The organism is Gelidibacter pelagius (assembly GCF_017581925.1).
GTDB classification, from domain to species: domain Bacteria; phylum Bacteroidota; class Bacteroidia; order Flavobacteriales; family Flavobacteriaceae; genus Gelidibacter; species Gelidibacter pelagius.
Genome location: NZ_JAGEVG010000009.1, coordinates 1 through 26,315, shown reverse-complemented (window position 1 = coordinate 26,315; position 26,315 = coordinate 1). Strand labels below are relative to the sequence as shown.

The 26,315-nt window shown below is 37.2% G+C and carries 19 protein-coding genes; 6 read left to right on the top strand and 13 right to left on the bottom strand.

Going from position 1 to position 26,315, the window contains the following annotated elements:
* Positions 1–265 precede the first annotated feature (265 nt).
* The 5 genes from J4051_RS08730 to J4051_RS08710 form a co-directional block, all read right to left on the bottom strand.
* Positions 266–1,993 (bottom strand): serine/threonine protein kinase, encoded by a 1,728-nt coding sequence (locus J4051_RS08730; protein ID WP_208233494.1) that lies wholly within the window; start codon positions 1,991–1,993, stop codon positions 266–268.
* A complete protein-coding gene (locus J4051_RS08725) occupies positions 1,993–2,802 on the bottom strand; it encodes a PP2C family protein-serine/threonine phosphatase (RefSeq protein WP_208233493.1) in 810 nt (269 codons plus the stop codon). Before J4051_RS08725 ends, J4051_RS08730 begins: the two co-directional genes overlap by 1 nt.
* Positions 2,803–2,956: 154 nt before the next feature.
* Positions 2,957–4,630 carry a trypsin-like peptidase domain-containing protein gene (locus tag J4051_RS08720; protein WP_208233492.1) on the bottom strand — a complete coding sequence of 558 codons (1,674 nt, stop codon included), beginning with the start codon at positions 4,628–4,630 and terminating at the stop codon, positions 2,957–2,959.
* A 553-nt stretch (positions 4,631–5,183) separates the two neighbouring features.
* Entirely contained in the window at positions 5,184–5,861 is a 678-nt protein-coding gene (locus tag J4051_RS08715) for a class I SAM-dependent methyltransferase (RefSeq protein ID WP_208233491.1), read from the bottom strand.
* A gap of 92 nt (positions 5,862–5,953) precedes the next feature.
* Entirely contained in the window at positions 5,954–6,346 is a 393-nt protein-coding gene (locus tag J4051_RS08710; RefSeq protein ID WP_208233490.1) for a hypothetical protein, read from the bottom strand.
* 360 nt (positions 6,347–6,706) lie between these two features.
* Here J4051_RS08710 and J4051_RS08705 point away from each other — a divergent pair, with 360 nt between their 5' ends.
* The 4 genes from J4051_RS08705 (at position 6,707) to J4051_RS08690 (ending at position 10,172) form a co-directional block, all read left to right on the top strand.
* On the top strand, positions 6,707–7,501 hold the full coding sequence (locus J4051_RS08705) for an endonuclease/exonuclease/phosphatase family protein (RefSeq protein ID WP_208233489.1): 795 nt from the start codon (positions 6,707–6,709) through the stop codon (positions 7,499–7,501).
* A 163-nt stretch (positions 7,502–7,664) separates the two neighbouring features.
* Positions 7,665–8,303: a hypothetical protein gene (locus tag J4051_RS08700; protein ID WP_208233488.1), complete on the top strand. Its 639-nt coding sequence runs from the start codon at positions 7,665–7,667 to the stop codon at positions 8,301–8,303.
* On the top strand, positions 8,260–9,408 hold the full coding sequence (locus J4051_RS08695; RefSeq protein WP_208233487.1) for a sensor histidine kinase: 1,149 nt from the start codon (positions 8,260–8,262) through the stop codon (positions 9,406–9,408). The genes J4051_RS08700 and J4051_RS08695 overlap by 44 nt, the downstream gene beginning before the upstream one ends.
* Positions 9,405–10,172 carry a LytR/AlgR family response regulator transcription factor gene (locus J4051_RS08690; RefSeq protein ID WP_208233486.1) on the top strand — a complete coding sequence of 256 codons (768 nt, stop codon included), beginning with the start codon at positions 9,405–9,407 and terminating at the stop codon, positions 10,170–10,172. Before J4051_RS08695 ends, J4051_RS08690 begins: the two co-directional genes overlap by 4 nt.
* 138 nt (positions 10,173–10,310) lie before the next feature.
* Here J4051_RS08690 and J4051_RS08685 read toward each other — a convergent pair whose 3' ends face one another.
* Complete coding sequence (locus J4051_RS08685; RefSeq protein ID WP_208233485.1) at positions 10,311–11,309, bottom strand: helix-turn-helix transcriptional regulator; 999 nt, start codon at positions 11,307–11,309, stop codon at positions 10,311–10,313.
* Positions 11,310–11,638: 329 nt separating this feature from the next.
* On the opposite strand from J4051_RS08685, the gene J4051_RS08680 reads away from it, so the two are divergent.
* Complete coding sequence (locus J4051_RS08680) at positions 11,639–13,993, top strand: TonB-dependent siderophore receptor (protein ID WP_317192706.1); 2,355 nt, start codon at positions 11,639–11,641, stop codon at positions 13,991–13,993.
* 60 nt (positions 13,994–14,053) lie between these two features.
* On the top strand, positions 14,054–15,196 hold the full coding sequence (locus tag J4051_RS08675) for a PepSY-associated TM helix domain-containing protein (RefSeq protein WP_208233483.1): 1,143 nt from the start codon (positions 14,054–14,056) through the stop codon (positions 15,194–15,196).
* A gap of 261 nt (positions 15,197–15,457) precedes the next feature.
* On the opposite strand, the gene J4051_RS08670 is transcribed toward J4051_RS08675, so the two are convergent.
* The 7 genes from J4051_RS08670 to J4051_RS08640 all read right to left on the bottom strand — a co-directional run bounded on the left by J4051_RS08670 (position 15,458) and on the right by J4051_RS08640 (position 25,716).
* A complete protein-coding gene (locus tag J4051_RS08670; protein WP_208233482.1) occupies positions 15,458–16,099 on the bottom strand; it encodes a YczE/YyaS/YitT family protein in 642 nt (213 codons plus the stop codon).
* A gap of 224 nt (positions 16,100–16,323) precedes the next feature.
* Positions 16,324–17,658 carry a restriction endonuclease subunit S gene (locus tag J4051_RS08665; RefSeq protein WP_208233481.1) on the bottom strand — a complete coding sequence of 445 codons (1,335 nt, stop codon included), beginning with the start codon at positions 17,656–17,658 and terminating at the stop codon, positions 16,324–16,326.
* Positions 17,651–19,276 (bottom strand): HsdM family class I SAM-dependent methyltransferase, encoded by a 1,626-nt coding sequence (locus tag J4051_RS08660; protein ID WP_208233480.1) that lies wholly within the window; start codon positions 19,274–19,276, stop codon positions 17,651–17,653. Before J4051_RS08660 ends, J4051_RS08665 begins: the two co-directional genes overlap by 8 nt.
* Before the next feature lie 19 nt (positions 19,277–19,295).
* Entirely contained in the window at positions 19,296–20,285 is a 990-nt protein-coding gene (rhuM, locus tag J4051_RS08655; protein ID WP_208233479.1) for a virulence protein RhuM/Fic/DOC family protein, read from the bottom strand.
* Between the two features lie 36 nt (positions 20,286–20,321).
* Positions 20,322–23,390, bottom strand: coding sequence for a type I restriction endonuclease subunit R (locus tag J4051_RS08650; RefSeq protein WP_208233478.1), 3,069 nt, complete (start codon positions 23,388–23,390; stop codon positions 20,322–20,324).
* A gap of 501 nt (positions 23,391–23,891) precedes the next feature.
* A complete protein-coding gene (locus tag J4051_RS08645; RefSeq protein ID WP_208233477.1) occupies positions 23,892–24,743 on the bottom strand; it encodes a nucleotidyl transferase AbiEii/AbiGii toxin family protein in 852 nt (283 codons plus the stop codon).
* Positions 24,694–25,716: a type IV toxin-antitoxin system AbiEi family antitoxin gene (locus tag J4051_RS08640; protein WP_208233476.1), complete on the bottom strand. Its 1,023-nt coding sequence runs from the start codon at positions 25,714–25,716 to the stop codon at positions 24,694–24,696. The genes J4051_RS08645 and J4051_RS08640 overlap by 50 nt, the downstream gene beginning before the upstream one ends.
* Positions 25,717–26,315: the final 599 nt, after the last annotated feature.

Below are 26,315 nucleotides of genomic sequence, written 5' to 3'. Positions count from 1 at the left end.
AACGCCCGAAAGCGTTGCAGGATGGGTTTTCCAATGGCAAGAACCTGTTTGCAATTGTCCGTGACGAACCACGCTACTCCTCATACAGCGCATCATATCATGATTTCTATTTTGTGCTAACAAGAAAACCTAAAGAAAGACACAAAAAAACAAATCGGAGTTTGAGCAAGTTTAATACCAACTAAAGCTATAGCCCACGAGGTATTCAAATTCCAAAGAAAATTAAAAAGTAGCTTTAAAACCTCTCTATCAAGCAACAAGCCCTTCATTCGACCGTGCCTCTTCGCAGTTTTGCTTCAAAAGTCTCTCCAGAACGATAACTTATGGGCTTTCCCTGAGCTTCAGAAAACAACTGAAACCGTTTTGAACGCAATTTAACCGTGCTACCGTCCACCGCTTCCACCTGCTGAATGACAAAGCCAATCAGGGCTTTCCTTCTCTTGTGCGACGATGGTATGACGTCCACAATCTTCCCCGTGACTGCCGCTCCTTTACGAATGATAATCCTGCCGTCAGCAACCACATTCTCGTTACAAGTCAGACGAATTGTCTTTCCATCACGTTCGAGTTCCTCCGAACTGAGATCTTCTCTTAGCGTCACAAGAATAGTTTCGCCAGCAGGAACGGCCACAGGTTCGCGTGGAACCGTCCGATTTTTATCTGTTTTTCCACTTTCCTCACTTTCTTCAGATGTCTTTTTTTCAGATGATTTTACTGGCTTACTATCCGATCGGTCGTTAATAGTTGGTTTGATTATGTTGGCATTCTTTTGCACTTTAGGCTTTGATTTTTCCGCCGGCTGCTCAGTAATACGGCGGTACATATCGCCTGGTGTTTCATTAAAACCACCAGTTGTAGGCTGATTGACGACATGCTGTTGTGGCACCTCCATAGGCTCTTCCCATGTCACTACGATGGGAGATTCAGGTATTTCTTCTGTTATGGGGGTATCTGCGCCTCCACTCCAAATCAAGAGGATTGCCGATAATAATACTGAGGCGCCAAGAATTACGAACGACCAATTCACTTTACTAACAGTGGGTACTTTAAACCTTCCCGAAATCGATTTTGCCTGAGATAAAATTTTGCTGACAGAGATGATTTCATTTCCTTTTTGCGGCTCTGTAAAAACCTGAGATGCTCTAAGCACATTAGCGAGAGAGGACTGATCGAGCAGCGCTCCATCTAGGCATCTCTCAATGGCTTTTTTTAAGTCCAAAGCTGACTGATATCGCTTATTCGGATTGCGCTGAAGAGCTTTAAAGATGATCTTCTCAAATGCCTTAGGAACCGTGGGGTTTTCCTGTAAAATGGAGTCCGGCTGTTTCTCCAACTTGTCCTTCATCAATCGATAATCAGTATCACTATGAAAAGGTGTCGTGCCACAAAGCATTTCGTACAAAATATTGCCCACAGCATAGACATCTGTTCGCTCGTCACCCTCCTGACCTTGAATTTGTTCTGGCGCCATATACTCTAACGTCCCTACTGATTTACCGTGGCTGGTAATACGCTGGGCGTTACGCATTCTCGCAATACCAAAGTCCATAACCTTTACCTCCCCCTCTTCATTGATCATGACATTGGCCGGTTTGATATCACGGTGAATGATGCCTTTACGATGGGCATGGTGCAAACCATCAAGTATTTGTACTGCAATGCTGGCAGCGAGCTGATGTGTGATTTTTTTATGAACCAAAAGCCAGTCTTCGAGCGTCTTTCCTTCCACATATTCCATGATCATCCAATACGTATCCTCCTGAGGAATAAACGAATAAAGATGAGTGATATTGGGATGGTTCAGTCGCGCTAATGCAAGTGCTTCTGCCTGAAAACGTTCCCCTAAGCTCTCTTCTTCCGATCCTGTATTTCTGTGAAGTTGTTTTATGGCGACCAATCGGTTAATCAGGGTATCTTTTGCGAGATACACCGTTCCCATGCCGCCTTCGCCAAGCTTTTGGATAATTTCATATTGGCTACCTTGTCTGCTCATTATATTATATTTTGTTCTTTTGTTACCGAAGGCATCGCTTGGACGCCCGACGAAATATCTATCATTAAAGCGGAAAAGTTATCAGACACCTTACGGGCTGTGGCCATCACACTGAGACATTCCAATACAAATTCAGGTTGTTTCATTAAAAGTAAATCTTTGATATCCTCTACGCTGAGCACATCATACACCCCATCCGAACAGAGCAATAATCGATCACCTTCACTTAGCATCCATCCATCAGACGAAATCTGGGGCTGTATTGTTGGCGTGGTGCCCAATGCCTGTAATAGTACATTTTTCATTGGATGATGGTCCCGTTGCTTTTCTGTAATCTCACCCCTTTCAAACATTTGATTGACCAGCGTATGGTCTGTGCTCAATTGTGTTAGACTGCCATTTCGTAACAGGTAAGCACGACTATCACCGATATGTCCGATATAACAAACGTCCTCCTGGATAATCACCGAAGTGGCCGTGGTCCCCATTCCTCTTTGCTCGGTGTTTGATTCTCCGGCCGCTACGATCTTTTGGTGCGCTTCTATAAATGCGTTTTCAAGCAATTCTTCCGGAGTGTGCTGTTTCCAGTTGGTCAAGCAGTAGTCAAGCAAAAGATCGCAAGCCATCTTACTGGCCACCTCCCCCGCATTGTGCCCTCCCATACCATCTGCAACCACAGCAACAAGATTTTGCTTATTATTTTCTGGAAAAGAAAAAGCAATGGCGTCTTCGTTGTGGTCGCGTACCGGGCCTGTTTCTGAAACGGCATAAACCTCACAAAATCCCCCTTCCTTTCTTTGTTCGCTCATTGTTGTATCGCCCGTCTTATTCTTACTTTTTGAAAATAAAAACCTCATAGTTATAAGTGTTAATTGCTTTGTTACAGTCATCCACCAGCGTCACATTTAGGAACTGGTGGAATAGTGACAGTAATCATTTAAAAACTGATAGTTGGCAAAACGTCTATTTTATGACCTGCTGACGTCCCATTAACTCCATGACGTATTTAATTGGAACAGCAAAACTAATAGCATTCCCTCTTCCATCGGTCGTACCGGCACTGTACACACCAACTGCACGACCCTTGTCATCAAACATAGGTCCGCCGCTGTTTCCGCCTCCAGAAGAATTGATCGTAAGTTGATAATAATCTCCAAACGAAGATTGGTAGTCATCAATCCGATCATTTTTTTCGCTTCCACGGACCATCCGTCCTACGTTTCCTGTACTAATGGTCGGCACCGGGACGCTGGTGATGTTTGGATTGGTATTAAAATAATCTTGTGAACGCTTAAGCACAAGTTGCCCCGGAGACATCGCAGGATACCCCATTACAATGGCAGCATCGCCTGGCTGAATTTCATTGTAGCTGTCATAAAGCTCTACTTTGGATAGCGACTCAGGCAAATCAATTTTAATCATTGCTATGTCGTGCGTAGGCGAGACCCGGACAATCTTAGCTGGTGTTCGTTGTGAATTATTGGCAAAGGTTACGTCGAGATAAGTATTGACACCGGTGTATTTTTCATTATTACCAGGCACCCAACGACCAACCATTTCTTGGGTGACTTCTTTCTCCCAAGCCGGTGCGAGTTGGCCATTTTTATTTGGCTCCACAAGCACCCCGGGAAAAGCATATTGCTGAAATTGAAAGGTAGTAAACCAACTCGTAGCGACATGACGATTGGTTGCTATAAAACCTCGTTCGTCTATAACAAAACCACTGCCCGTTCCTTTACCCGCAATAAGGTCTAACTCTATGCCTTGAGTATTCCCAAGCGCTCTGAGATAGTCCCCTTTTGTAACTAATAATGGCTCAATTTGTCCCTGCTGATTTTGAATATAGGCACCTCTATGTCCCATAATTTGTTTATCCTTCATAATGGGATAATAAACATGGTACATTTCTTCACTTGATGCCGTACTTGTAAGCTTCCAGGCTAACTCCACATAAACGACTTTATCATTATTTGTCTTTGCTATTTCGGTAGGAGTGAATGTCGTTTTAGGCTCCCTTACGTGCACAATTTCTTTTACACTCTGTTTTTTATACAACAAATAACCGCCCGTTGCAGCCAACAACAAAAACGCAATGATGGTAATGACCAGACCGGTTTTACCTTTCTTTTCAGATTCGCGAATCATGTGCTGCATGGTATTCTTGCCGATGCCTTCTTTTACCGGTGGCGTTTTTTCTGATGTGGCCTTTGACGTATTTGTAGCAGTATGCACTTTTGTTTCCTTTGCCGCGACTGCATCAATGACACGGGTCTTTTTGATATGCGATTGTGGACGTGGATCAAGATCAAATTCAAACGAAGGGCCTTCTTTGCCAAGTTTTACAATATCACCAGCAAAAAGCTCGGTTTTACTGGTAGTTGGTACATCATTTACAAAAGTCCCGTTTTTGCTCTGGCAATCGAAGATCCAGAAACGCTCAGGATTATTGCTGTCTTGAACAATTCGGCAATGATCACGACTGATGGTATCTTCCTTAACAGGATCAAAGCTCACATTGTTCTCCATTCCGCGACCTATCCGTACTTCAGGTGTGCTTGCCACTGAAATTTTTTCCACCTGTCCTTTTTTGGAGCCGGCAATGTGGCGAATTAACATAGAAATTTCTTGCTCTTTCATTGTATTTGATTTTATTGGTTAAAATAGATTAGTGAAAAGTTGGTAACAATGCTGAATCATTCCCCTTTACAATTAGATATCGGAGAATTGAAAAATTGTCATCATTCAAATTGAAGTTTTTTCCAATTATACGATCCTGGCTCTGGTTATACATAGCACTAATTTTCATCCCACGTCCCTTTCTTATTAGGTTCAGCGAAATAGACCAAGTGAATTGAAAGAGGGCAAAATTATTTTTTGGAGGGATGTGTTTTTATTTTTCAGACAATTGCAAATACCGAAAAAAGAGCGTCTTTTCTCTTATGTGAAGACGAGGAAAGCTGGTGAATTATGTGATAAAATCTAATTGGCATTAACACTGATTGGCATTAACACTGAAATGTGAAGGAAAGCATATTGTTAGATATGGGTTCAAGTAGGATTTCTATATAATTTTCTAAAGCTCAAGCTCAATGGGACATAAAAAACAGGGAAGGAAAATTCTATAACATTCCAAAAAACCTATGAATTGGTTGAAGTTCGAATTCAGCGAGCATAGCAACATCGCAGAAGTTTAAAAAACTTGATAAAGTGTCGTGATTATAACGCCTTTCCCCTCTTTTAATGGTATGGATAGTAATTGCTTTTCATCCTTAACCTTAAAATCAAACGGTGGCGCCAACAAGTCCAGACCACTGTTCTTTTTTAATCGAATCCCCTGTCCTGAGATGATATCCTTGTTAGGTATAAAGTCCCCGTTCGGTAGATGCTCTGTTAAAATAACATATTTAAAATCGGCTAACTTTTGAACAATCTTTTGTATTTCTGCATTAGATAAATGCTGAAGCACTTGCCTTAATAGCGCACAATCTCCAGAAGGCAAATCATCCATTGCAATATCCAAACAACGAAATTGTAAATTTTCTTCCTTGAATTTTTCTTTATTATAAGCGATTAGATCTGCTACGATATCGACGGCGATATATTTTTCGGTGTATCTCACCAATTCCTTACCTACATTAAAATCGCCACAGCCCAGATCGCACAACACAAGAGGCTTTTTAAACGATATCAAAAACGTCGTCAAAACTTTTAGATATGGCTCCACAATCTCTGGGTGATGTGATCCAATTCCCGAATAGAACTCAGAATCATTATTGCCCCATAACTTCATGGCATACACCTGTTCCATAGCGTCTTTAGTAGGCCAAGGTGTCTTTTTTATTTTAGATCTGTTTTCTTTTTTCTTCACAAACACTCTTTTTGAACTGTAGGCTTCCCAAAACAGGAAATTAGTGCATAAGAGACAACAATAAAGTGGTCAATTCAACCTTGAATATTTCACTACTCTTTATCCGTCTTAGCTTGCTTAACGTCACGAAACGTCGGATTGTTTTCGGTAATGCGTCCCGCTCCCTTTTTGTTGATTTTGAAAGTGACGTCTTTTTTTGTGGTAAATAAAAGAACTGATGTAAAAGACGTTTGGAGATGTGATTTTAAAAAAGCATAGGTTTCTGCTAGGCTAAGTTCCTGTTCCTCATCTTCTGTTTCTTTAGACCGGTAGTGCGATTTTACTAACACCTTAAAGTCATCCTCTGAATTGAGCGGCCGGACAAAAATATTCTTCAGGTTAGGCTTGCCAATGGTTTTCGCCATGGTCAGTTTCGCAAAGCTCCCCTCCTCAATACTTGCATTAACTTGATTCCAGAAAAGATCGAAAATATTTTGATAGGACATAAACTAAAGATTGATGATAGGTTGTTTTGAAGTTTCAAAAGTAATATTAATAATTTGATGAACGAACAACCCCCAAGTTAGTGTTACACCCACTTCATATTTATTTTCAACGTGTACACAAACAAACTCACAACCTACAAACGACTACAATGCAGATCCAATCTGGGGCCGTCCACCTAAATCTTGGTAATAACGTGTATTCCAACCGTGTTTAAGAAGCTCTTATAAACTATTTCTCTTAACTCTATTAATGACTGAATAAATTACTGGCTTGACTAATATGACCTGATTTCTTGCATCCGAGAGTCTTTTAGTATAATTTTAGCCCAAGCGTATTGTTCAAATAATTGTAAGTGAAAGATGAAAAATATCGTATATATCCTTATTTGTTTCGGCATTTTTAGTTCCTGCAAGGATAACGAGAAGCAAACTATTGATCTTAAAGTCATGTCTTACAACATCCGACATGGTAAAGGATTAGACACCATTTTGGATTTATCTCGTGCCGCAGCTCTTATAAAATCTCAAGCCCCAGATTTATGTGGGTTGCAGGAAGTTGATCATTACATTTCGCGTTCAAATAACATGGATCAAACAGAGTTTTTAGCTCAAGAAACTGATATGGAAGGCACCTTTGGCAAATTCATGGATTATCAAAATGGCGAATACGGTATGGCCACCTTAACTACGAAACCACTGGTCACGACCAAAGTGTTGCATCTGCCTGATGGAAAATATGAACCAAGAACTTCAATCGTTCATGAAGTAGCTCTAAGCGAAAATTGCAATATTATATTTGCAAATGTTCATTTTGATTGGATTGGCGGTAGCGAAGGAAGCAGCAACCGATTAAATCAAGCAAAAGCATTGGTGACCCATATAGATAGTTTGAACATGGCAGCGATTATTACGGGCGATTTTAATTGCACCCCCGATTCGCCAACGATGCTATACTTTGCTGAACAAGGTTTTGTTTTTGTAGAAAAAGGCGATGATAATTTAAGCTTTCAAGGAGAAGATCAATCTGAAATTGACCATCTTATCCACAGAAATTCCGAACATGTGACCTTTAAGACCAAAAACGTCCAATTATTAAAAGAACCTGTAATATCTGACCATCGGCCGCTGATCGTAGACTTAGAAGTGATTTTTTAAATAGTGGTATATATTTGCTCTCGTCTTTCAGTATGTAAATTTTAACTCATCTTAAAAATTCCTTAACTCACCCGATTCTTTCCTGTACTCATTGTTTTGTTCTTGAACTCAAAGCAGCTCTGATGTAGTTTTACACATATAAAATTCAAAACAAAATATTATCATGAACAGAGAATTAACATTTTTAAGAACATTTGCTATCGCAACAGTTATCGGGATGCTTGCCTTTACAAGTTTGGCATTTAAATCAACCGAAAATCAAAAATTCAGTGAGATTGATGTGGAACGCATTAACATCATTGAAAAAGATGGCACCGTAAAAATGATCATTACCAACGTCGATCGATTTCCTAACGGAAAAGACCTCATCAACGGTAAACCTACAAATGAAAGTAGAAAGAAACGTTCCGGAATGCTATTTTTCAACGAAGACGGAATTGAATGTGGCGGTTTTATTTATGACGGACGGAAAAATGAAAATGGCCACAGCGCCGGATTATCCTTGACCTACGACCAATATGATGGCGACCAGGTGATGCAATTAATTACCCAAGATTATATGAAAGATGATAAGAGATATGTCACCAGTAATCTGGTGTTCAACGATCAGACCGGTAAGACATCGTCGCAAATGGTGCCACGGATGATGCTCGGTAAAACAGGTGCAGGAAGTAACGGTCTTTTTATTTTGGCCGATGATGGAAGTCCAAGAGCCATGTTTTATGTGGATAAAGACAATAACGCCAAACTCGACTTCTATGATGATAAAGGGACTGTTATTTCTTCTTTTCCAGAAAAATAAAAACTCCTTTAAAAGATTAAATAGTCCTGTAGAAATGCAGGACTATTTTTATAAATTGTACGACAAATTTGCAATGACAAAATACCTTAACCAAATATACGCGAATCGATATTTTCTGCTGTTCATTATGCTGTTTGCTTATGTAGACTCCATTTATGTTCGAATTAATTCTTCAGGAAAATTGGATCTCTACACGTTTACACCAGAAGCTTTCATTTTCAGCTTGATTAACGTAGGTATTTTGTTTCCTATCATCTTAATTTTTATCAAACGATGGCAAAAATCTGATGTTTTCAGCACCAGAGAGCTTTTGAAAATTTTCGCGTCGTCTATTGTATCGTTCATCCTGATAATGCTACTATTAGGATTAGCAATAGCCCTTGTTTATAGCGGCGTGGAAAGAAATTACGGAGGGAGACGGCTTCCCCTTGATATCCTTAAAAACTTGCTGGATGCTTTAATCTATGGCAGTTTTTTTCTGGCCTATTATTATTACCAGAAAAACAAAAAGCACCAAGAGCAATTGGCAACCTACCATCAAGCGCTTTCCGAAAGCCGAATCAACCAACTTAAAACACAGCTCAACCCACATTTTCTATTCAACAATCTCAATGTTTTAGACCAACTGATTGAAGAAGACAAAGACAAAGCTTCAGGTTTTCTAAATGAATTTGCCGAAATTTACCGCTATGTGTTGCAAGCATCGGATAGAGAAATCGTCAGTATTGAAGAAGAATTAGTTTTTGCAGAGCAATATTTTAACCTCATTCGGCACAAGTACGGAAACGTTTACCAACTGAGTATCGAAAATAGAAACAGTGTTGGTCATATCGTACCATTGACCCTCCAATCGCTGATTGAAAATGCGGTCAAACATAATTTGGGAACAGCAGAACACCCCATTCACATCAAGGTAATTGTCGCCGACAACATCATTGTTTCAAATACTATCAATTTGAAAAAGAATACCAAAACAATTTCTGGACGCGCACTGAGCAATTTAAAAGAACAATATAGATTACTGACCAAAAAGACGATTGAGATTCATCAATCAGCCCATGTTTTCTCGGTCACTATTCCCTTGATTCATCCCTCCCATAAATGATACGACTCCTCATTATAGAAGACGAAATTCCCGCACGAAAAAAACTCAAGAGATTCATAGCGGAATTAGATGCTACAATCCAGATTACAGCGGAAATTGACACCGTTAAAAGCGCTATCGACTTTCTCAGAAATAATCAGGTAGACCTAATTTTTTCAGACATTGAACTATTGGATGGCAATGCGTTTGAGATTTATCATCAGGTTTCGGTCTCCTGTCCGATTATTTTCACTACGGCTTATGACCAATTCTTGATGGACGCTTTTGATAGTAATGGTATTGCCTACCTCTTGAAACCCTTTTCTAAAGATCGCTTCCAAAAGGCGTGGGATAAGTTTTTACTGTTTCGGAATCAAGAATCTGATGAAAACCGTTGGATGGCCAACATTAAAACTCTTCTCAATCAAAACATCGTTGAAAAATCCTATAAAAAAAGATTTTCCATAAATACCCAACAGGGAATTTATTTTTTAGATACTGAAAACATCATTTTTTTCGCAGCACATGAAGGCGTCATTTTTGCCTATGATACTACAGGCAAACATCATCTGCTTACGGAATCTACGTTGAAAGCAATCGAAGAACATCTCAATCCGTCGGATTTTTTCAGAATCAACCGTAGCGAACTGGTCAATAAGCCATACATTGAAAAAATAGAACGGTATTCTAAAAACACGCTCGCCATAAAATTAAAAGGTTACAAAAACCATCTTAAAACCAGTCAGAGCAATACGGCAGCGTTTCGCGAATGGGTTGAAAGATAAAGGCGAGCGCGGAACATAGGATAAATATGATTCCGTAATACAGGTTTTGACTTGATTCATGAAAAAAGCCCCTAAATAGGTTTTAAGGGCTTGATTTGTTACACACTTAACGGGATAGTGTCAAAGAAAACAGCCATTTTAAGTCTCATTTCTACTGGTCAATTTCTCATTTCGTTCCATTAATCCCTGTTTTGGAGTATATCCGAAAGTTTTCTTGAAAGTACTTATAAAATGAGATACACTTTTATAACCTAATATTTCCGCCATCTCCTGAACGGTGTGTTTTTCTGCCAACATGATTTCTGCTTTCTCCATTTTTAGTTTGATCACATAAGCATATATTGAGGTGTTATATAATTGTTTGAATCCCTGTTTTAATTTTAATTCATTTAAAAAAACGATTCTTGAGAGTTGTTTTGCGGTCGGCGGATGGTCAAAATGCAATGTAAGATACGCCTTGGCAGCCTCTAATTTTTCATATTCATCTTTGTTTATGGCCGTTTTATTGGTCATGGCCTCAGAAAATTTGATCAGGATGTGCAAAAACAGTTCCTTTAGTTTTAAATCGGTCAAGTGTTTGGCGTGTCTTTTAGGGAATGCCTGCAACATCAGTTCATTTAAAACACGCTTTAACAAGCTATCTAATGGGAAGGTAATCTCACCGTGTCCCACAGTCTTTTGCTCCATGACTGATCTGTAAAATTTAGAATGTTGGATCCAGGGTTCATGAAAAAACAAAATCAAATAGTAGCTCCGACTCATAACCACCGATAGATATCTTGATTTTTTTTGTGATGCGATCTCTAAGGTGTTTTCTAATCCTTTACAATAGACCAAATGCATGATTCCCAAATTGAATTGACATTTTTCATTACATGATTGTTTTCCTACCGAACATCCATCCATCATACAGAAAATTTGTACGTAATCTTCTGTAACAGTAATTTGATCGGTCAACTGTTGTTGTGGCTTTATGGAAGTGTCTATGAGACATAGCCCTTTTGTATAAATAAGATGACTTGATATCTCCGACTCATTATTTAATTCCTTTTGTACGGACAGAGTACTCATTCTGTCCTCAATCACCTTATTGCCATAGAGATCAACGTTATAAACGATTCGATCAAGTTCAATCAATTTTGACTTAACATACATAATACTGTTTCCGATAGTTTTAGTCCCAATTCCGATATTTAATGGGGAAGCTATTTATATTTTTGTCAAATCTATTTATAATTAATCTAAATAAAAATAAGAGATGTAAAAAGTTTCATTCTTAATAAACAATACAAATTCTAAATATCAAACCACATGAAAATATCGCATTCAATGTTATCAAAACGGGACATTTTGATTCCGTATAACAAAAATACTATCACATCGGGGTCTCAAATCACTCTATCATTTAATCCTTTCAATTTCATCAACAATTCTAAATAACTATGATCAAATACATTAGTCTTTTCATGCTACTGACAATACAATTGTCCTTTTCACAATCAAAAATCACTGGCAATATTACTACCCAAAACCAAGAAAATATTCCGTTTGCTTCTGTACTTATTGAAAACACAGCTAAGGGAACATCTGCCGATGAAAACGGCCATTATGAGCTGAATAATTTGGCACCTGGCGACTATACCATTAGAGTATCATTTGTTGGGTATAAATCTGTTGTTAAAACAGTGACCATTAATGCTAACGAACACATAAGATTGCCGTTCCAATTAATTGATGATTCTCAATTGGGAGAAGTAGAAATTTTTGGCAGTCGATTCAAAAATCCAGACAAAATAGAGGCCTTGACCCGATTGCCTTTGGCACCTTATGAACAAATACAGAGCATTTCCATTATTTCAGACAAGCTAATTCAGCAACAGGGAAATCTGACCATTTCAGATGCAACCAAAAATGTTCCCGGTGTTTACACTTTTGCAACCTATGGTAATAAAAGAGAAAGTATGTCTTCCCGCGGCTTTAGAGGGATACCAATCCTAAAAAATGGGGTTCGTGTGCACTCCGATTTTAGAGGAACTGGTATTTTAACCGATATGCAAGGTGTGGATAATATCCAGGTGTTAAAAGGTGCCGCTTCAATTACGCAAGGTGTGGCCACCGATCTGGGAAGTCCCGGCGGTGTTATCAATCTGGTGACCAAAACACCGAAATATGTCTTTGGCGGAAATGCAGGGATAAGACTTGGGAGTTATGGCCAGGCGAGATCTACCTTTGATGTTTACGGTCCATTGGTAGAGAGCCAAAAAGTTGCCTTCCGAGTAAACACTGCGCTTGAACGCTCAGACAGTTATAGATCCATGGTGTCTTCAGACCGATTTTATATCAACCCTTCCTTAGAATGGAAACCAGATGATAATACCACATTCACTTTGGAAATGGATTATTTTGAAGACAGCCGAACTCCCGACCTTGGAACCGTAAATAATGGAGAAAATGACGAAAACAAGATTTACGACCTGCCTCATGATCGGTTTTTAGGTTTCGAGAATGATAAATCCTTAACCTCCAATACCACTTACGCTATAAGATTTAAAAGAAAGCTAAGCGATAAGCTGAGTTTGAATGGTGCTTTTTATAAATCCAATTTAGATTTGGATGACAAAGGTGCCAGCATGGGGAATGTTGTTAAAGACACTTCAGGCGAACCCATCTATAACCAAAGAAATCGAGGCTATTCTTTTTCGACCCGGAAGGATAATAATAACGTATTACAATTTGATTTAATAGGTGACAAAATTGAAACTGGTGGAATTTCGCATACGTTCCAGGTAGGTTTCGATTATCGTACTACAGATTATAGCACATCATCAATGAGTATTTCCAATGTCGATATTATAGATGTGTTTACTTCCAATCCTCATGGTTTACCCGACAATCTAAATTTTCCTGAGGCAACAGTTTTAGGAGCTAAGTCGAAAGCCATTGGATTTGTCGCCCAAGATGTGATCACCTTCAATCCATACTTAAAAACATTTATAGGCGCCCGTTACAGTAAAACCCAAACCATAACTGCTACCGAAACAACACAAAGTGATGCGTTTAATCCGCTGGGAGGCGTGATCATTACGCCTTTTAAGAATCTAAACGTATTTGCATCATACACAAATAGCTCCTACCCAAGAACGGCGACGCGATTGGACGTCAACGGAAATGAATTGGGGAATGAACGTTTCGATCAACTGGAAACTGGAATTAAAACCAATTGGCTGAACAATAGATTACGTTTCAATCTCACCTTCTTTAAGATTAACAATAAGGACATCAATTTACCCGTGTACGATGAGAACTGGGTGGCCACAGGATACTATCAAAAGGGAGGAAATGATGAGCGCAAAGGTATTGAAGTAGAGCTCACCGGGCGACTATTGGATAATCTGGAGGTTATTACCGGTTACTCTTATATCGATGCGCAGTATAAGGAACACACTTCCTATGTGTATGGTTCCGCCCCATTAAACACACCAAAACATACTTTTAATGCTTATGCCAATTATAGTTTCAAGGAAAAACTGGATGGTCTGTCAGTTGGAGCAGGCATCTATTTCACCGGTGAGCGACCAATAAATGACTGGAGTTCGGGAGCGGTCACGCACGAAGGCATTGTACCCAACCAAAAACCTTTTGATGTTGATGCCTATACTCAAGTGAATGCACAGGTCGCATACAGGATAAATTCGCATTGGAACTTCAGATTTTTACTCAATAATGTTTTTAATGAGATAGGTTACAACGCATATAGAACACGTTATATCAACCAAACTGATCCTCGAAACTTCGCAGGAGTATTGAGTTATTCATTTTAATCCATCAACCAGAAAGTGCAATCCTTCCAATTGCACCTTCTATTTAACTCCCGATGCTTTATGAGAAATAAGAAAAAATACACTTTTAGAAAATTTATAAATGATGTGCATTTATGGCTTGGACTAGCAAGCGGAATCATATTATTTATCGTTTGTTTTACGGGAACCGTTTTGGTGTTTGAACTGGAAATAAAGGAATTCTTTGCGGAAGATTTTATTGTTGAAGCTCAAGTTGAAAAACAAACGGTGACCAGTTTAGCAGAAGAATTAAAGGCTTCAAACGGTTTTTATGTAACAGGCGTAACCCTCCCAAACAACGAAAACGCAGCCTATACTTTTTTGGTCAAAGAAGATTTAAAACAACCCCGTGGGACAAAGGTGCTTGTAAATCCATACACTAAAGCCATTCACAAAGCAGAGAAAACAAAAGCAGACGCATTTATGTTCACCATGTTTAAACTGCACAGATGGCTATTATTGGATACTACTATCGGAAGACCTATTGTGGGTGTGGCAACGATTATTTTCTTGATCTTAGCTATTTCGGGAATTGTACTTTGGTTTCCTAAAAGAGTCAAATGGAAGACCGTTAAACAAGGGTTTAAGATCAAAACCAAGGCAAATTGGAAGCGCGTTAATCATGATTTGCATAATACCTTAGGTTTTTACGCTTGCATATTTTTACTTGTTATGGCCGTAACAGGTTTATGTTGGTCTTTTGAATCGTATAGAGAAGGTTTAGGGTATATCATGGGAACTAAAATATTTGATAGGTCGAGCCCGGAATTTCTGTTGGAACATAATTCTGACGCTACTACTATATCTTATGATGAGGCTATCCAATTGGCTAATCAAACTTTAAATTATCCTGGGGAACTTGCGGTGACATTTCCAAACCAAAAAAACAATTATTATAGCTTTAGAAAGTACAACGACAACAATTGGTCGCCTTCTACTTCAGATAAGCTGTTTTTGGATACTACAGGAACAGTTTTAAAAGTAGAATATTTTGATGAAAAACCTTTAAATCAAAAATTAGCAGCAGTAATAAAACCACTGCACACTGGCGATATTTTTGGGACATTTTCAAAAATTGTCTATTTCTTGGCCTGCTTGATTGCAACAAGTTTACCGGTGACAGGTACTTTAATTTGGTGGAATAAGCTGAAAAAAAAGAAAAAAAAAGAGAAAACAGTTAAGTAAAAAGTCAGGCAGGCGGCATTTAATAGCTTCACTACCATATATAGGACAATGTCGATCGATTATCAAAACAAAATGACCTACTTTGACAACAGACCCACACATACATCATCAGAATCTTTCAACGCCAAAATAAAAACTTTAGAGCACAGTTCAGGGGTGATAGGAACGTAGAATTCTTCCTAAATAGACTGACAACAAGTTAACATCATACTAACATCGATAAGTTTTTGTCTTGATCAGATAATAGACGCTAGTCAAAGTTCAATAACTTGTCTCTAACTTTGAACGCATACGAGTAAAAAACTTAAGCGAAAATTGAAAAATAGGACTCAATATTAACGTATAGATAAATGTTACCCAAAAGACCGGACCGCCAAGAAGAAATCCAATGATCAGCACGATAAGTTCGACCATGATTCTTGCTTTAACTACCGATAACCTGAATCGTTCTGACATGGAAAGCATAAATCCGTCGCGTGGACCAGCGCCTACACCTCCAGAAACATATAAGCCTCCTCCTAATCCAGTCAGCGAAATTCCCAGAAGCAATAAAAGATAGTCTGTCCAATTATTACTGGCATCGGGCAATATATCTAACCATAAAAAAAAATCCATAATCGGACCTATGAGTAAGGCATTTAGAAATGTTCCGATATTTATATATTTCTTACTGACGAGCAATGAGATCCCAATAAGCATCAAACCCACGATAATACTCCAGGTACCGATACTAAAACCAAAATGTTCAAATAATGCGACGTTCAAAACATCCCATGGATGTAAACCTAAATACTTAACCTTAACAGAAAAAGCTACTCCCAATCCAAAACATATCAGACCAGTAAAGTAAAATGTATAACGAATAACATTAGATTGTAAGGCTTTTAAAGTATGGACTTCCATATAACAGCATTGGAAAATTAAACGTGCAAACTACAAAAAATGAGAGGGATTGATGACATCTATTTTATGTTTCTAAAAGAAAATAATTTTCGGAAACCTGCCCTAAAAATATGTTTGTTATTAGAACACAGTTCTGCTTAAAAAACGCATACAAATAACTTTGCATTAATTGCACACTATGTTCTTGACTTTGTTGTACTTCTTCTCTAACCAATCGCATTAACTCATACCTTTCCATATTTTTCACTATCCTCCGCAACCATCCCCAACTCTTGCTCTAACTCACCAAGATCCCGGTTTTTAACGGGACTCCCTACGGTCACCTGACCATTCATTAACATAGGCAACAACCAATCTCTAAGCTCTGAGAGTTTTTGGTTTTCAAATATGTTATGTTTTATCTTTCTAAAAAAGCTTTGAGTTTGGATTTCAAATATTTGTGCTATCTCTAAATGAGGAATAATAAGTTTTGTATCCTTTAAAAACTTAAAATGTCGCGCATAACCGTAATTTGACAAGTCAACATTCAGTAAAGCATGATAAAACAGATGTTGTGGCATTCTTTCGTTATTACTTAGTAGAACTTGCGTTCCATCTGATCCTCTGGCGAAATCAAAGTTTATAAGTTTAACAATTCTGGTGTGATCTCCAAAGACTATTCTAGGTTTGGAGGTTTTAATTAAAGAGCTTTCTTCATTTGTATAACCGCAAATAAATTTTGTGCTTTGATCAATAATTGGAATTTTTCCTTTTTCTAAATATTCACTAGAAGGTATTTTTTTTGTTCCTACATCTTTTGCTAAAAGATTTTCTATAATATCCACACCCCACCCCTCAGGAATCTCCCGTTTCAACTCTTCATTAAAAACCATCTTACCCCCGGACGATTTATAAGGTTTACCAACCAAGGAGAGATTCCCTATCTGTTTCGCTTGGGCCTCACTTGTAGGGAAATCAAACTGTACAAACCAATAATCATAAAGCGTTTTTGCCATCGCTTCTAATTCTTGATTGATTTTGTTGTTGACTTCTATTTTGGCGTCTAAATCGGTAAGGACTTTAGCTATTTGGGTTTGTATACTTTTTTCTGGAAAAGAGATAGGAAATCGAGCGAGGATTTTAGTATTTAAATTAGGCATTGTAATTCCAACTGCATGATTTAAAATCCATGATTTACTTCTAGCAGTACTAAGAAAATAAACAAGAAAGTTTGGATTTATACTTTCTCCGACTCTTACTAATAAACAACCAGTACCACAAAAATAACCCTCTTCTTTTTGAGTTATCAATGCTTTTTGAGTTACATCACCTCTTCTACTATAAATTATATCACCAGATTTAACAATATGTTTAGAGAGCCTATTTAAGTCCTTTTCAGAGATAAAAGAAACTTTAGAAATATCAATTTTATTCTCTTTCAAATTGACTGGCATTATTATAGGTATTCCTTCATCAACATAATCTGATACATGTAGCTGACTTCCAAAAGGTCCAGTCTGTATAAACCCATTCCTTTTCTTAGCTAATTCGCCTAGAGTACTCTTGTTCCAGTTACTCATGCTTCAAACTTTTCAAATTCTTTTGAATTTCCTTTTCTAAACCTTTAGATTCGGAAAACAAACTTTCTAAATTGCTTTCGAAATTCTTCATTTTAGCAGCAAACTCTTCCGCAGTAATATCAACATAGTCAATCTTAACTTCAAAATACTGCCCTGCACTTAAGCTATAGTTCTTTTCTTTTATCTCATCATAGGATACCACAACCGAGAAATCATCTTTGGCTTCTTTGGCATTAAACACGTCTATAATTTGTTGCTCTTCAGCTCCACTTAAGACTGTTTTTTGGTTTTTACCTTCTTTTACTTTGGTGCCTAAATTAGAAGCATCTACTAATACCACATCTTGGGTATTGGTTTTATCTAAAAATAAAATACTGACGTTGGTTCCTGTGGTTGCAAAAATATTGGAAGGCATACTGACCACACCTGCCAGCATTTTACTTTTGACGAGTTTTTCTCTAATTTTTTTATCAATTCCAGACTGTGCGGTAATAAAACCAGTAGGCACAACGATAGCAGCTTTACCTTTTGCTGTTAAGCTGTGCATGATATGCTGTATAAACAACAAATAAATAGCCATGGAATCTTTCTTGCTTTTAGGGATATTGGGGATCCCTGCAAAAAAGCGTTCTTTATTGGCTTTACTATCTAAATCGGCACTGTAGTCGGAAAAATCCAACTTAAACGGTGGATTGGACACGATATAGTCAAACTGTTCTAACTGCCCATTCTCTTGCTTGTGGTAGGGACTTAAAATAGTATTCCCTTGAATAATGTTTTGTATAGAATGAACCAGATTATTTAAAATAAGGTTTAACCGTAATAAGGATGATGACTTTTGGGAAATGTCTTGTGAGTAAATGGTACACTTATCTTCGCCAATGGCATGTGCCAAATTCATTAACAGCGTCCCAGAACCCGCACTTGGATCATAACAAGTCACATTATTGACATCATCTCCCGTGACCAAACAAGCAGCCATAATTTTAGCTACGGCATGTGGTGTGAAATACTCCGCATATTTACCTCCAGAGTTGGTATTATAATCTTTAATTAAATACTCAAAAATAGTGGCGAAGAAGTCAAACTTCTGGGTGAAAATATGCTCAAAACTAAAACCGACCAACTTATTCACTAAGGCTTTACAAAAGGCATCTCTATTATCGGTGACGTATTTACTAAGGTTTTCAAACAAAACCACTTTTTCGCCCCCTTGGGTCAACACCGAGAAAATATCAATATTATCCTTGGCGACACTTACTAAAGTTTCATCAAAAATATCGGCAAATTGGTCTTTGTTTTGTTGTTCGAATAATCGGGATAATAAATTTTTAGGTGCAATTCGTGCCGTATTTTCACTTATTTGCATGGTGAGCATTTCCAAATCATCTTCTGAGTACTTTTTAAGCGCCTCATCAAAGTTTTCTGCTTTTGCTAAATCGGGTTCTAATTGTTTTAATTCATAAACGTATTTATCGTTTAAGAATTTATACAAAAAGACTTGAGTGATTATCTTAAATTCGTTTCCGTCATTCCCTAAACCATAATTGGCACATACGCTTTTTAGGTCGTCTATAAGTGCCTTGGTTTGGGTTTCAAATTGTGCTGTACTTGTCATTATATTTAACTCCGTTTTTTTAATTGATTTTATTTCTATTCAATACACTAATCACCAAACGTGTTACGGTTTGCATTTCTTCCGGTTTACTTGACGCTATAAAAAGCGTTAAACTCGCTAATGAATCATTGCTGATAATAGGTTGTTGTTGGCTATTAAACAGCATCTTGTTTTGTTGTAAAAACTTAAGGAAACAGGCTGCTGCAATACGTTTATTACCATCTACAAACGAATGGTTTTTTACCACAAGATATAAAAGCATGGTTGCTTTTTCTTCTATGGATGGGTAAAAATCATCCGCTCCAAACCCTTTTCCTATTTGTGCAATAGAACTTTGAAAACTTTTATCTTTCTCTTTCCCAAAAACATCCGAATCAAATTCGGAGAGCATTTGGTTAATAAGCTCCTGATAATCATCTAAACTTGGGTAATGAGCTTCTTTTACCGTTAATCCTTTAACGTCCAATTGCTCGTGATCGTAATCATCCAATAAGCTTAAACCTTTAGCAAAGGTTTCCAAGATGGTATTGTCTGAAGCTTTTTCTTCAATAGCTTTAGTTACCGTTCGGGTTAAAATATGAATTCCGTCTTTTAGCAACTTTACTTCTTGTTCTTTTTGCTCTAAACGTTTTTGATTAATAGCATGGCCTTTTACTAAATAGTCCTTTAAAATACCATTTGCCCATATTCTAAAAGCAGTTCCTTTTTTAGAATTTACTCTATAACCTACCGATAGGATTGCATCAAGATTATAAACATTAATATTTCTTTTAACTTCTCTATTTCCTTCTTGTTGAACTTGTGCAATTTTTGCACTAGTTGCTTTTTCATCTAATTCATTAGATTTATAAATATTTCTTAAATGACGGCTAATAGAAGTTCTGTCTGTATCAAAAAGAGCTTCAAGTTGATATTGATCCAACCAAACTGTTTCTCCATCTAGTTGCACATCTATGGTAATACCAGTTTCTTCATCTTGATAGATTTCTATTTTATTATTTACTTCCATTTATTTTTAAACAATCAAGAATTTTCTTTAAAATCATTATGCAACGTATCCGTTGTATTCATTCATATATTCTTTTACAATCAGGCTATTAATACGCTTAACATCGGTGGTGTTAATAGGGATGTTTTGTTCTTTTTTAAATTGGTTAACTACCAATCGCATCATCATTCGCTCTACATAACTCTCATTCTCTAACATTTTCGAGTTTTGCAATATCTCTTTATCTACTGCCGTTTTCAATCCTTTTAAAGCTTCAAATAGTTTGCGTTCACTTTCGGTTAACGGATCCTTTTCCATTAAACGTTTATGTATACGCGCATATTTAGCATCGTAATCGTATTTCGCTTTCAACAATTCGTTTTCACGTTCTAAGGTTTTCGCTTTATCGTAAATGGCATCTAAAGCTTTAATATTCGCTTCCATTTCTTCTTTCGTAACCTCGGTTAGATTCTTCTTTTTAAATAAACGTTCCAACTCTTCTTTAAGCGATATAAAAATGGGATCCTTCTGATCAAAATTACCCGCTAATAGTTCCCGTGTTTTGCCCAAAACATCTTTGAGCTCATCAGCCAAAACCATTTCTTCCTCCTTCACTTTCGTGAACGCAAAAATAACATCTTCTAAGGCTGTATTTAATATATTATCGGTGTCTACATTATTTTCTAATGCAATTCTGGTATTAATAAGCGATAGTCTATCGTTAGTTAATCGTGCTAAAACAGTGAGTTTTCTAAAATCCAATTTCTCAAGCAATTCAAAATTACCTGAGAAGCGAATAAGATTATATAATTCCTTCGAATTGTTTAAGGCTCGGGCGATATCACGAATTTCAGACCGCTCATTGATTTCAGAAATTTGCTCTCCAAAAACAGTGGCATTTTCAGTATTGTACCTAAAAAGAATGTCCTTTATGTCTTCAATTTCTTCTAATATCTCCGCTGGTTTCTTAAAAAGATTAGAGTAATGTTGCATTTCATCGCCATACTCCCCTTGCAACTCGTTAAAGTAATCCTGATTGGTTTTGTCAAACTCCTTTTGAATATCTGCAAAATCGACAACATATCCATAGCGATGGTTCCTATAGGTTCTATTGACACGAGTAAGTGTTTGTAATAAGTTATGTGATTTTATTTTTCTACCGATATATAGTTTTTTAAGACGTTTGGCATCAAAACCAGTCAACAACATATTATATACAAATAGAAAATCGAGTTTTCCAACTTTAAAGTCAGAAACCCAATCTCTTCGGTCTTGCTTTGTGCCAATATCGTGCAAAATAACTTGGGCTGTATTTACTTTGCTTTCGCTTCTTTTCTTTGCGCCATAACTTAATGGCGCTTCAGCTACTTGAGCATAAGAACTATCTGATTGATCGGCATACTTATTTTGAAAGATCTCATGCATCATTTTAGCTTGGTCAGACGAATCACAAACCACCATACCTCCAATGCTGTTGTCATTCATAGAGATTCGAGCTTGCTCCATGTCTTTAACAATATAGTCCAGCATGGGCTCTACAAAGCGATGATCAGCATAGAGTTTCTTTTTCTCCATGTTTCCTTGTAATACCTTGATATTTTTAAGAGCTTCTTGCAACGCCAATTTATAATTGGTTTCAATTTCCTCCCTTATTAATCTTAAGGTATAGCCATCCTTAATAGATAAATTGTAGTAGTATTTATGAATGTAATCTCCGAACAAGGTTTTGGAATTATATTCTGATCCCAACAAAGGCGTTCCGGTCAATCCTATTTTTATGGAATGTTTATCAGCTAACTCCAAATTGGCCAAAAAACTACCTTTAGGATTATAACTACGATGTACTTCATCCAAAAAGAAAACACGTTGAACGCTCAAATTATAGTCGTTGTTTTTTATAACATCAGGATCATCTTTGAACTTCTGAATATTAACAACTGTAATTTCAGCCTTGCCAGAGTCGTTATGAATAACCCGAGTTGATTTTATATCCTTGCTAAACGCCTCTTTAGAATCTACTTTATGAACCACCAAACCACGAGCGGTAAATTCCTTCGCTGCTTGATTTAATAAATCAATACGGTCTACAATAAAGTAAAATTTAGGAATTATATTATTTTTCTGAAAATAATGCGTGAGATACTTTACATTAAAGAATGCCAAAGCTGTTTTACCTGAACCTTGTGTATGCCAAATAATGCCTTTCTTAATACCGCTTTCCAACTTGTTTTCTATTGCTTTAGTTGCAAATAGTTGTGGATAGCGCATAATATGCTTCTCTAATCCTTGTTCTTCTTCAACATAGGCGAAGGCATAACGCAAAATAAACTTAAGTCGGTCTCTTTGAAACAGAGAGGTCGAAATGGCATTGGTAGGGGTGTTCGGATTCTTATTGGATAGATATTCTTGAGAGTTTTTTATACTGAGAAGATTGGTGTCCTTCAGAACAAAATTTTCAATCTCACTGGATAATGGTTTTAAAATCCTATTCAGATCGAAAGTTTCCTCTTCTCTAAAATAATTGAAAATTGGTTTTTTATAATTTGTTGTGCTGTAAAAAGCGCCTTCCAACATTTGAGTATCCTCCTCATTGTATTCCATATTGTTAGAAAACACCATGAGCTGAGTCAGATTAATGAACTTACGGAATTTCTTATTCTGAAAACGCCGTTGCATCCGTCTGTGCTCGTCTTGAACACCGTTTCGATTATTAGGCTTCTTAACTTCAATAAACACTAAAGGCATTCCGTTAATCAGAAGAATAATATCTGGTCTAAAGGTTTCATCATCCTTTTTATAGGGTAACTCAGTGACGATATGAAATGAATTGGCATCAAAATTCTCAAAGTCAATAAGCTTTACCCCAGATTGATCTATCAGCTTATTGTAAAAGGCACGCCCTAAGTCTTCGTTTTCTAATGAAATTAAAACATCATCATAAACTTTTTGAATATCCTTGTCAGATAACTGCGGATTTATTTTTTGAAGTTGTTCTTTGAATATTGAAGTAAATATATTCGTGTGCTCATCCCACTCACCATCTTTCAACGAAAGATAAGTATACCCCAATTGAATTAAATGCAATATGGTGGGTATTTTAACTCTCGAGTCCTCGTTGAATACCATGAACAATTATTAAGCGGTTAAAGTTTAGCTATTATAGGAGAGTTTAAATATAGCAACTTTGTATGATAATAATAGAATTCAATTGTTTCTTTTCAGACCGCATCAATAAACAACTCGACCACTCAAAACTATAACCAAGTTATTCGTGATTCGAAAAAACATCAAATTTCAGATCTTAATTAATATTTCAGATCTTAATTAATATTGATAATTAAATGGATTTGATCTTCTTATTTCTCAATAAAGGCTTTTTTGAGATCGTGGCTCCTGTAATTTTCAGCAAAATATCATTTTCTTCTAAAATAACGTTGTTTAACTTCGCTGCCTGATCGTTAATAAAAGCAAGACCGTCCACTTAAAATTTAAAATCCAATACATTCTGACTCCTAATTAATGAAATACCTAATTGTTGATACGCTTACTTCCCTCATCTTAGCGTAGAGCCATTATTTATTTTGGATGTGATGTCTTTAAGTTTATATATTTTCCGATTTTTCGGCATTATATTCTGTTTTGATTGATACCCGCAAGTAGGTAGGTTAATATATTTTTAGCTTTTTCAATGCTGATATCTAAATATTGGGCCACAGCCAACTCTGGATTCTTGGCTTTGTCATCGTCTTTTATTGCTTCCTTAAGGATGGCTACGATGGTTTGGTTTAAAATTTCATTTTCAGCTAATATAAGCCCCATTTTTTTGCCAATTATTTTTGCCGCTGCGGTTTGTGTATCAAACTGTTCATCATCGAAAACTCCCAAATGTTCGGCATAAGCTTCCTCTTCATAGATATCCCAAGCATGTTTTAATAAAAAAGACAAATCATCAAGATCCTTTGTCCTAAAACTTGGTTTATCGTTCCAAGCCAATAATTTTAATATAAACATGCCTTCAATAGGTGTTACTGGTAATGAATAACCTTCTTCAGGGATGTCAATATACTGGATATACTCCCCTACTTCTTTAAAGCCCAAAACCGATAGAGACACCGCTCTTTCCGTGAAGTTAACAGTATATGCCTCTTCAATTTCGCCATAAGGCATTAAATCCAATATGGTGTTTGTTTTATCATAAACGATCCGATAAGGTTCGACCACGTGACTAAACCCCATCGTACACAATTCTGTTATTAAGGCACTGTAACTAACAAAATCTGGTACCATGATTGCGAAATCTATATCCGCCGTGGCGCGTATAGGTTTGATGCCGCTTTTATACAAATGCACATCTCTGGCGTTGGCACCAATGAGATAATACGTGATACCGTAATTGGAGAATATCTGCTCCAAAAGTTTATAGACTTCACTATGGTTTTGAAAGGAATAGTCCTTGTAAGTTGGGTTGGATGTACTCATTAAATAGTAGTTGTGCTGTTTCTATATTTCTGTTATTACCGCTGTATACTAATTGGGCATATATAATCAATGGATGGACCACGTTTTCGTGACTCATATAATTTTTAGGTTGCCCTATCTTTTCATCATCCACCCAAAAAGGTCTATAAATGTTTATATCGCCATTGGCATCGGGAAGCAACCTTAAATCCTTTGTAATATTATGTTTTCTGGTGTTAGTGAATAATGAAAACTTTTCAGGATTCAGATAGTTGGTCAATAATGCTGCGGCAGGTTCTCCTGCCCAAAGTACGTCGCTATTTATAAACTGTTCATTCCAACGTACTGCATGGCTTTTAGAAAACTTATAGGTCCCGATTTTGTGAGCTGGAAGAATCTTTTCATTCAATAAAATGATCCATTTGTCCAATAATTCCTCTTTTCTTACCAACTGATATTTTTGATCTTGACTCCACTTTACCACATAGCCTTCATCAATCAAACCTTGCAGACATTTGCTGACACTACCTAAGGAAACATTGCTAATATGTGACAACTGTCTTTGGGTGGCATTGATCCGTTCTGGATTTTTAAGAAGCTGAAAAATGACTTGTCCTGCTGTGGGTGTGAAAACATTGGAGTGCTCACTGCCAATAGGTCTTGCATTGTCTTTTTCAATATATACTTTAAGATGGGTTAAGTTGATATAGGCATTGCCAAAACTATCAATATAATTGATTTTCTTAGCTTTTAAATGTGATTTGGCATTGGGCGTAATATAATCGGCAGCGACCAAAAAAGGCGATCTCTGCTCGGCCATCCCTTCAAAAACAGCAAGGTGCTGTGGCCGTACTTCCCTTTTCACTTCGGCATATACCTTTTCGTCATTAAGGCTTATCACTAAGTCCACAACGTCGTCATGCGATTGGATCTTTTTGATAGCCACCTCAAAATCCAAATTCTGAAACCAATCTTTTAACTTAACAAATTCCATTTTGTTCAATTTTTAACTTTGTTCATGCTACATGAACAATCAAATATAATGAACATATTTTGATTTTTACTGAATTATCTCCCTTTTGTTCAACTTAAACAACTGTTCAGTTTACATGAACATCAATTAATAATGAACAGGTTTTAAGATTTTTCGAAATTTTCTATAATATTTTTCTGCAATGCGTTGCCTTTTTCAAAATAAATCCATCATTCTTTGAAAATATCATTATTCTGCACCTATTCTGTACCCATGGCCATAAAAAAAGCCTCCCAATTTCTTGAAAGGCTTGTCTTTGTTAGTAGTTCGCCCAGGCGAAGACTCGAACCTGTGTCCGCCGCGGCGGATATGAGCCCAAAAAAAACGCATCGACTATTTCTAGTGATGCGTCTTGCTTAGTAGCGGGAACAGGACTCGAACCTGTGTCCGCCGCGGCGGATATGAGCCCCGCACATTAACCATCCATGTCAAGGTTAAGATCCATCCATTCCCTTCCTCTTCCGATCTTGAGAAAGTCCTCTCGGTTTTTAGCATCCTTTTTTGTGGTGTAAAATTCTACATGGATGACATGCCAAGGCCTGAACTTGATCGTCCAACCC

Bases quoted from the DNA above. Each gene is read 5' to 3' on its own strand.
- J4051_RS08695 (WP_208233487.1), top strand. From the start codon at position 8,260: ATGATGATAAAGGGACTGTTATTTCTTCTTTTCCAGAAAAATAAAAAC.
- J4051_RS08665 (WP_208233481.1), bottom strand. From the start codon at position 17,658: ATGAGTAACTGGAACAAGAGTACTCTAGGCGAATTAGCTAAGAAAAGG.
- J4051_RS08690 (WP_208233486.1), top strand. From the start codon at position 9,405: ATGATACGACTCCTCATTATAGAAGACGAAATTCCCGCACGAAAAAAA.
- rhuM (WP_208233479.1), bottom strand. From the start codon at position 20,285: ATGGAAGTAAATAATAAAATAGAAATCTATCAAGATGAAGAAACTGGT.
- J4051_RS08675 (WP_208233483.1), top strand. From the start codon at position 14,054: ATGAGAAATAAGAAAAAATACACTTTTAGAAAATTTATAAATGATGTG.
- J4051_RS08730 (WP_208233494.1), bottom strand. From the start codon at position 1,993: ATGAGCAGACAAGGTAGCCAATATGAAATTATCCAAAAGCTTGGCGAA.
- J4051_RS08705 (WP_208233489.1), top strand. From the start codon at position 6,707: ATGAAAAATATCGTATATATCCTTATTTGTTTCGGCATTTTTAGTTCC.
- J4051_RS08680 (WP_317192706.1), top strand. From the start codon at position 11,639: ATGCTACTGACAATACAATTGTCCTTTTCACAATCAAAAATCACTGGC.
- J4051_RS08650 (WP_208233478.1), bottom strand. From the start codon at position 23,390: ATGGTATTCAACGAGGACTCGAGAGTTAAAATACCCACCATATTGCAT.
- J4051_RS08700 (WP_208233488.1), top strand. From the start codon at position 7,665: ATGAACAGAGAATTAACATTTTTAAGAACATTTGCTATCGCAACAGTT.
- J4051_RS08725 (WP_208233493.1), bottom strand. From the start codon at position 2,802: ATGAGCGAACAAAGAAAGGAAGGGGGATTTTGTGAGGTTTATGCCGTT.
- J4051_RS08720 (WP_208233492.1), bottom strand. From the start codon at position 4,630: ATGAAAGAGCAAGAAATTTCTATGTTAATTCGCCACATTGCCGGCTCC.
- J4051_RS08640 (WP_208233476.1), bottom strand. From the start codon at position 25,716: ATGGAATTTGTTAAGTTAAAAGATTGGTTTCAGAATTTGGATTTTGAG.
- J4051_RS08710 (WP_208233490.1), bottom strand. From the start codon at position 6,346: ATGTCCTATCAAAATATTTTCGATCTTTTCTGGAATCAAGTTAATGCA.
- J4051_RS08645 (WP_208233477.1), bottom strand. From the start codon at position 24,743: ATGAGTACATCCAACCCAACTTACAAGGACTATTCCTTTCAAAACCAT.
- J4051_RS08670 (WP_208233482.1), bottom strand. From the start codon at position 16,099: ATGGAAGTCCATACTTTAAAAGCCTTACAATCTAATGTTATTCGTTAT.
- J4051_RS08660 (WP_208233480.1), bottom strand. From the start codon at position 19,276: ATGACAAGTACAGCACAATTTGAAACCCAAACCAAGGCACTTATAGAC.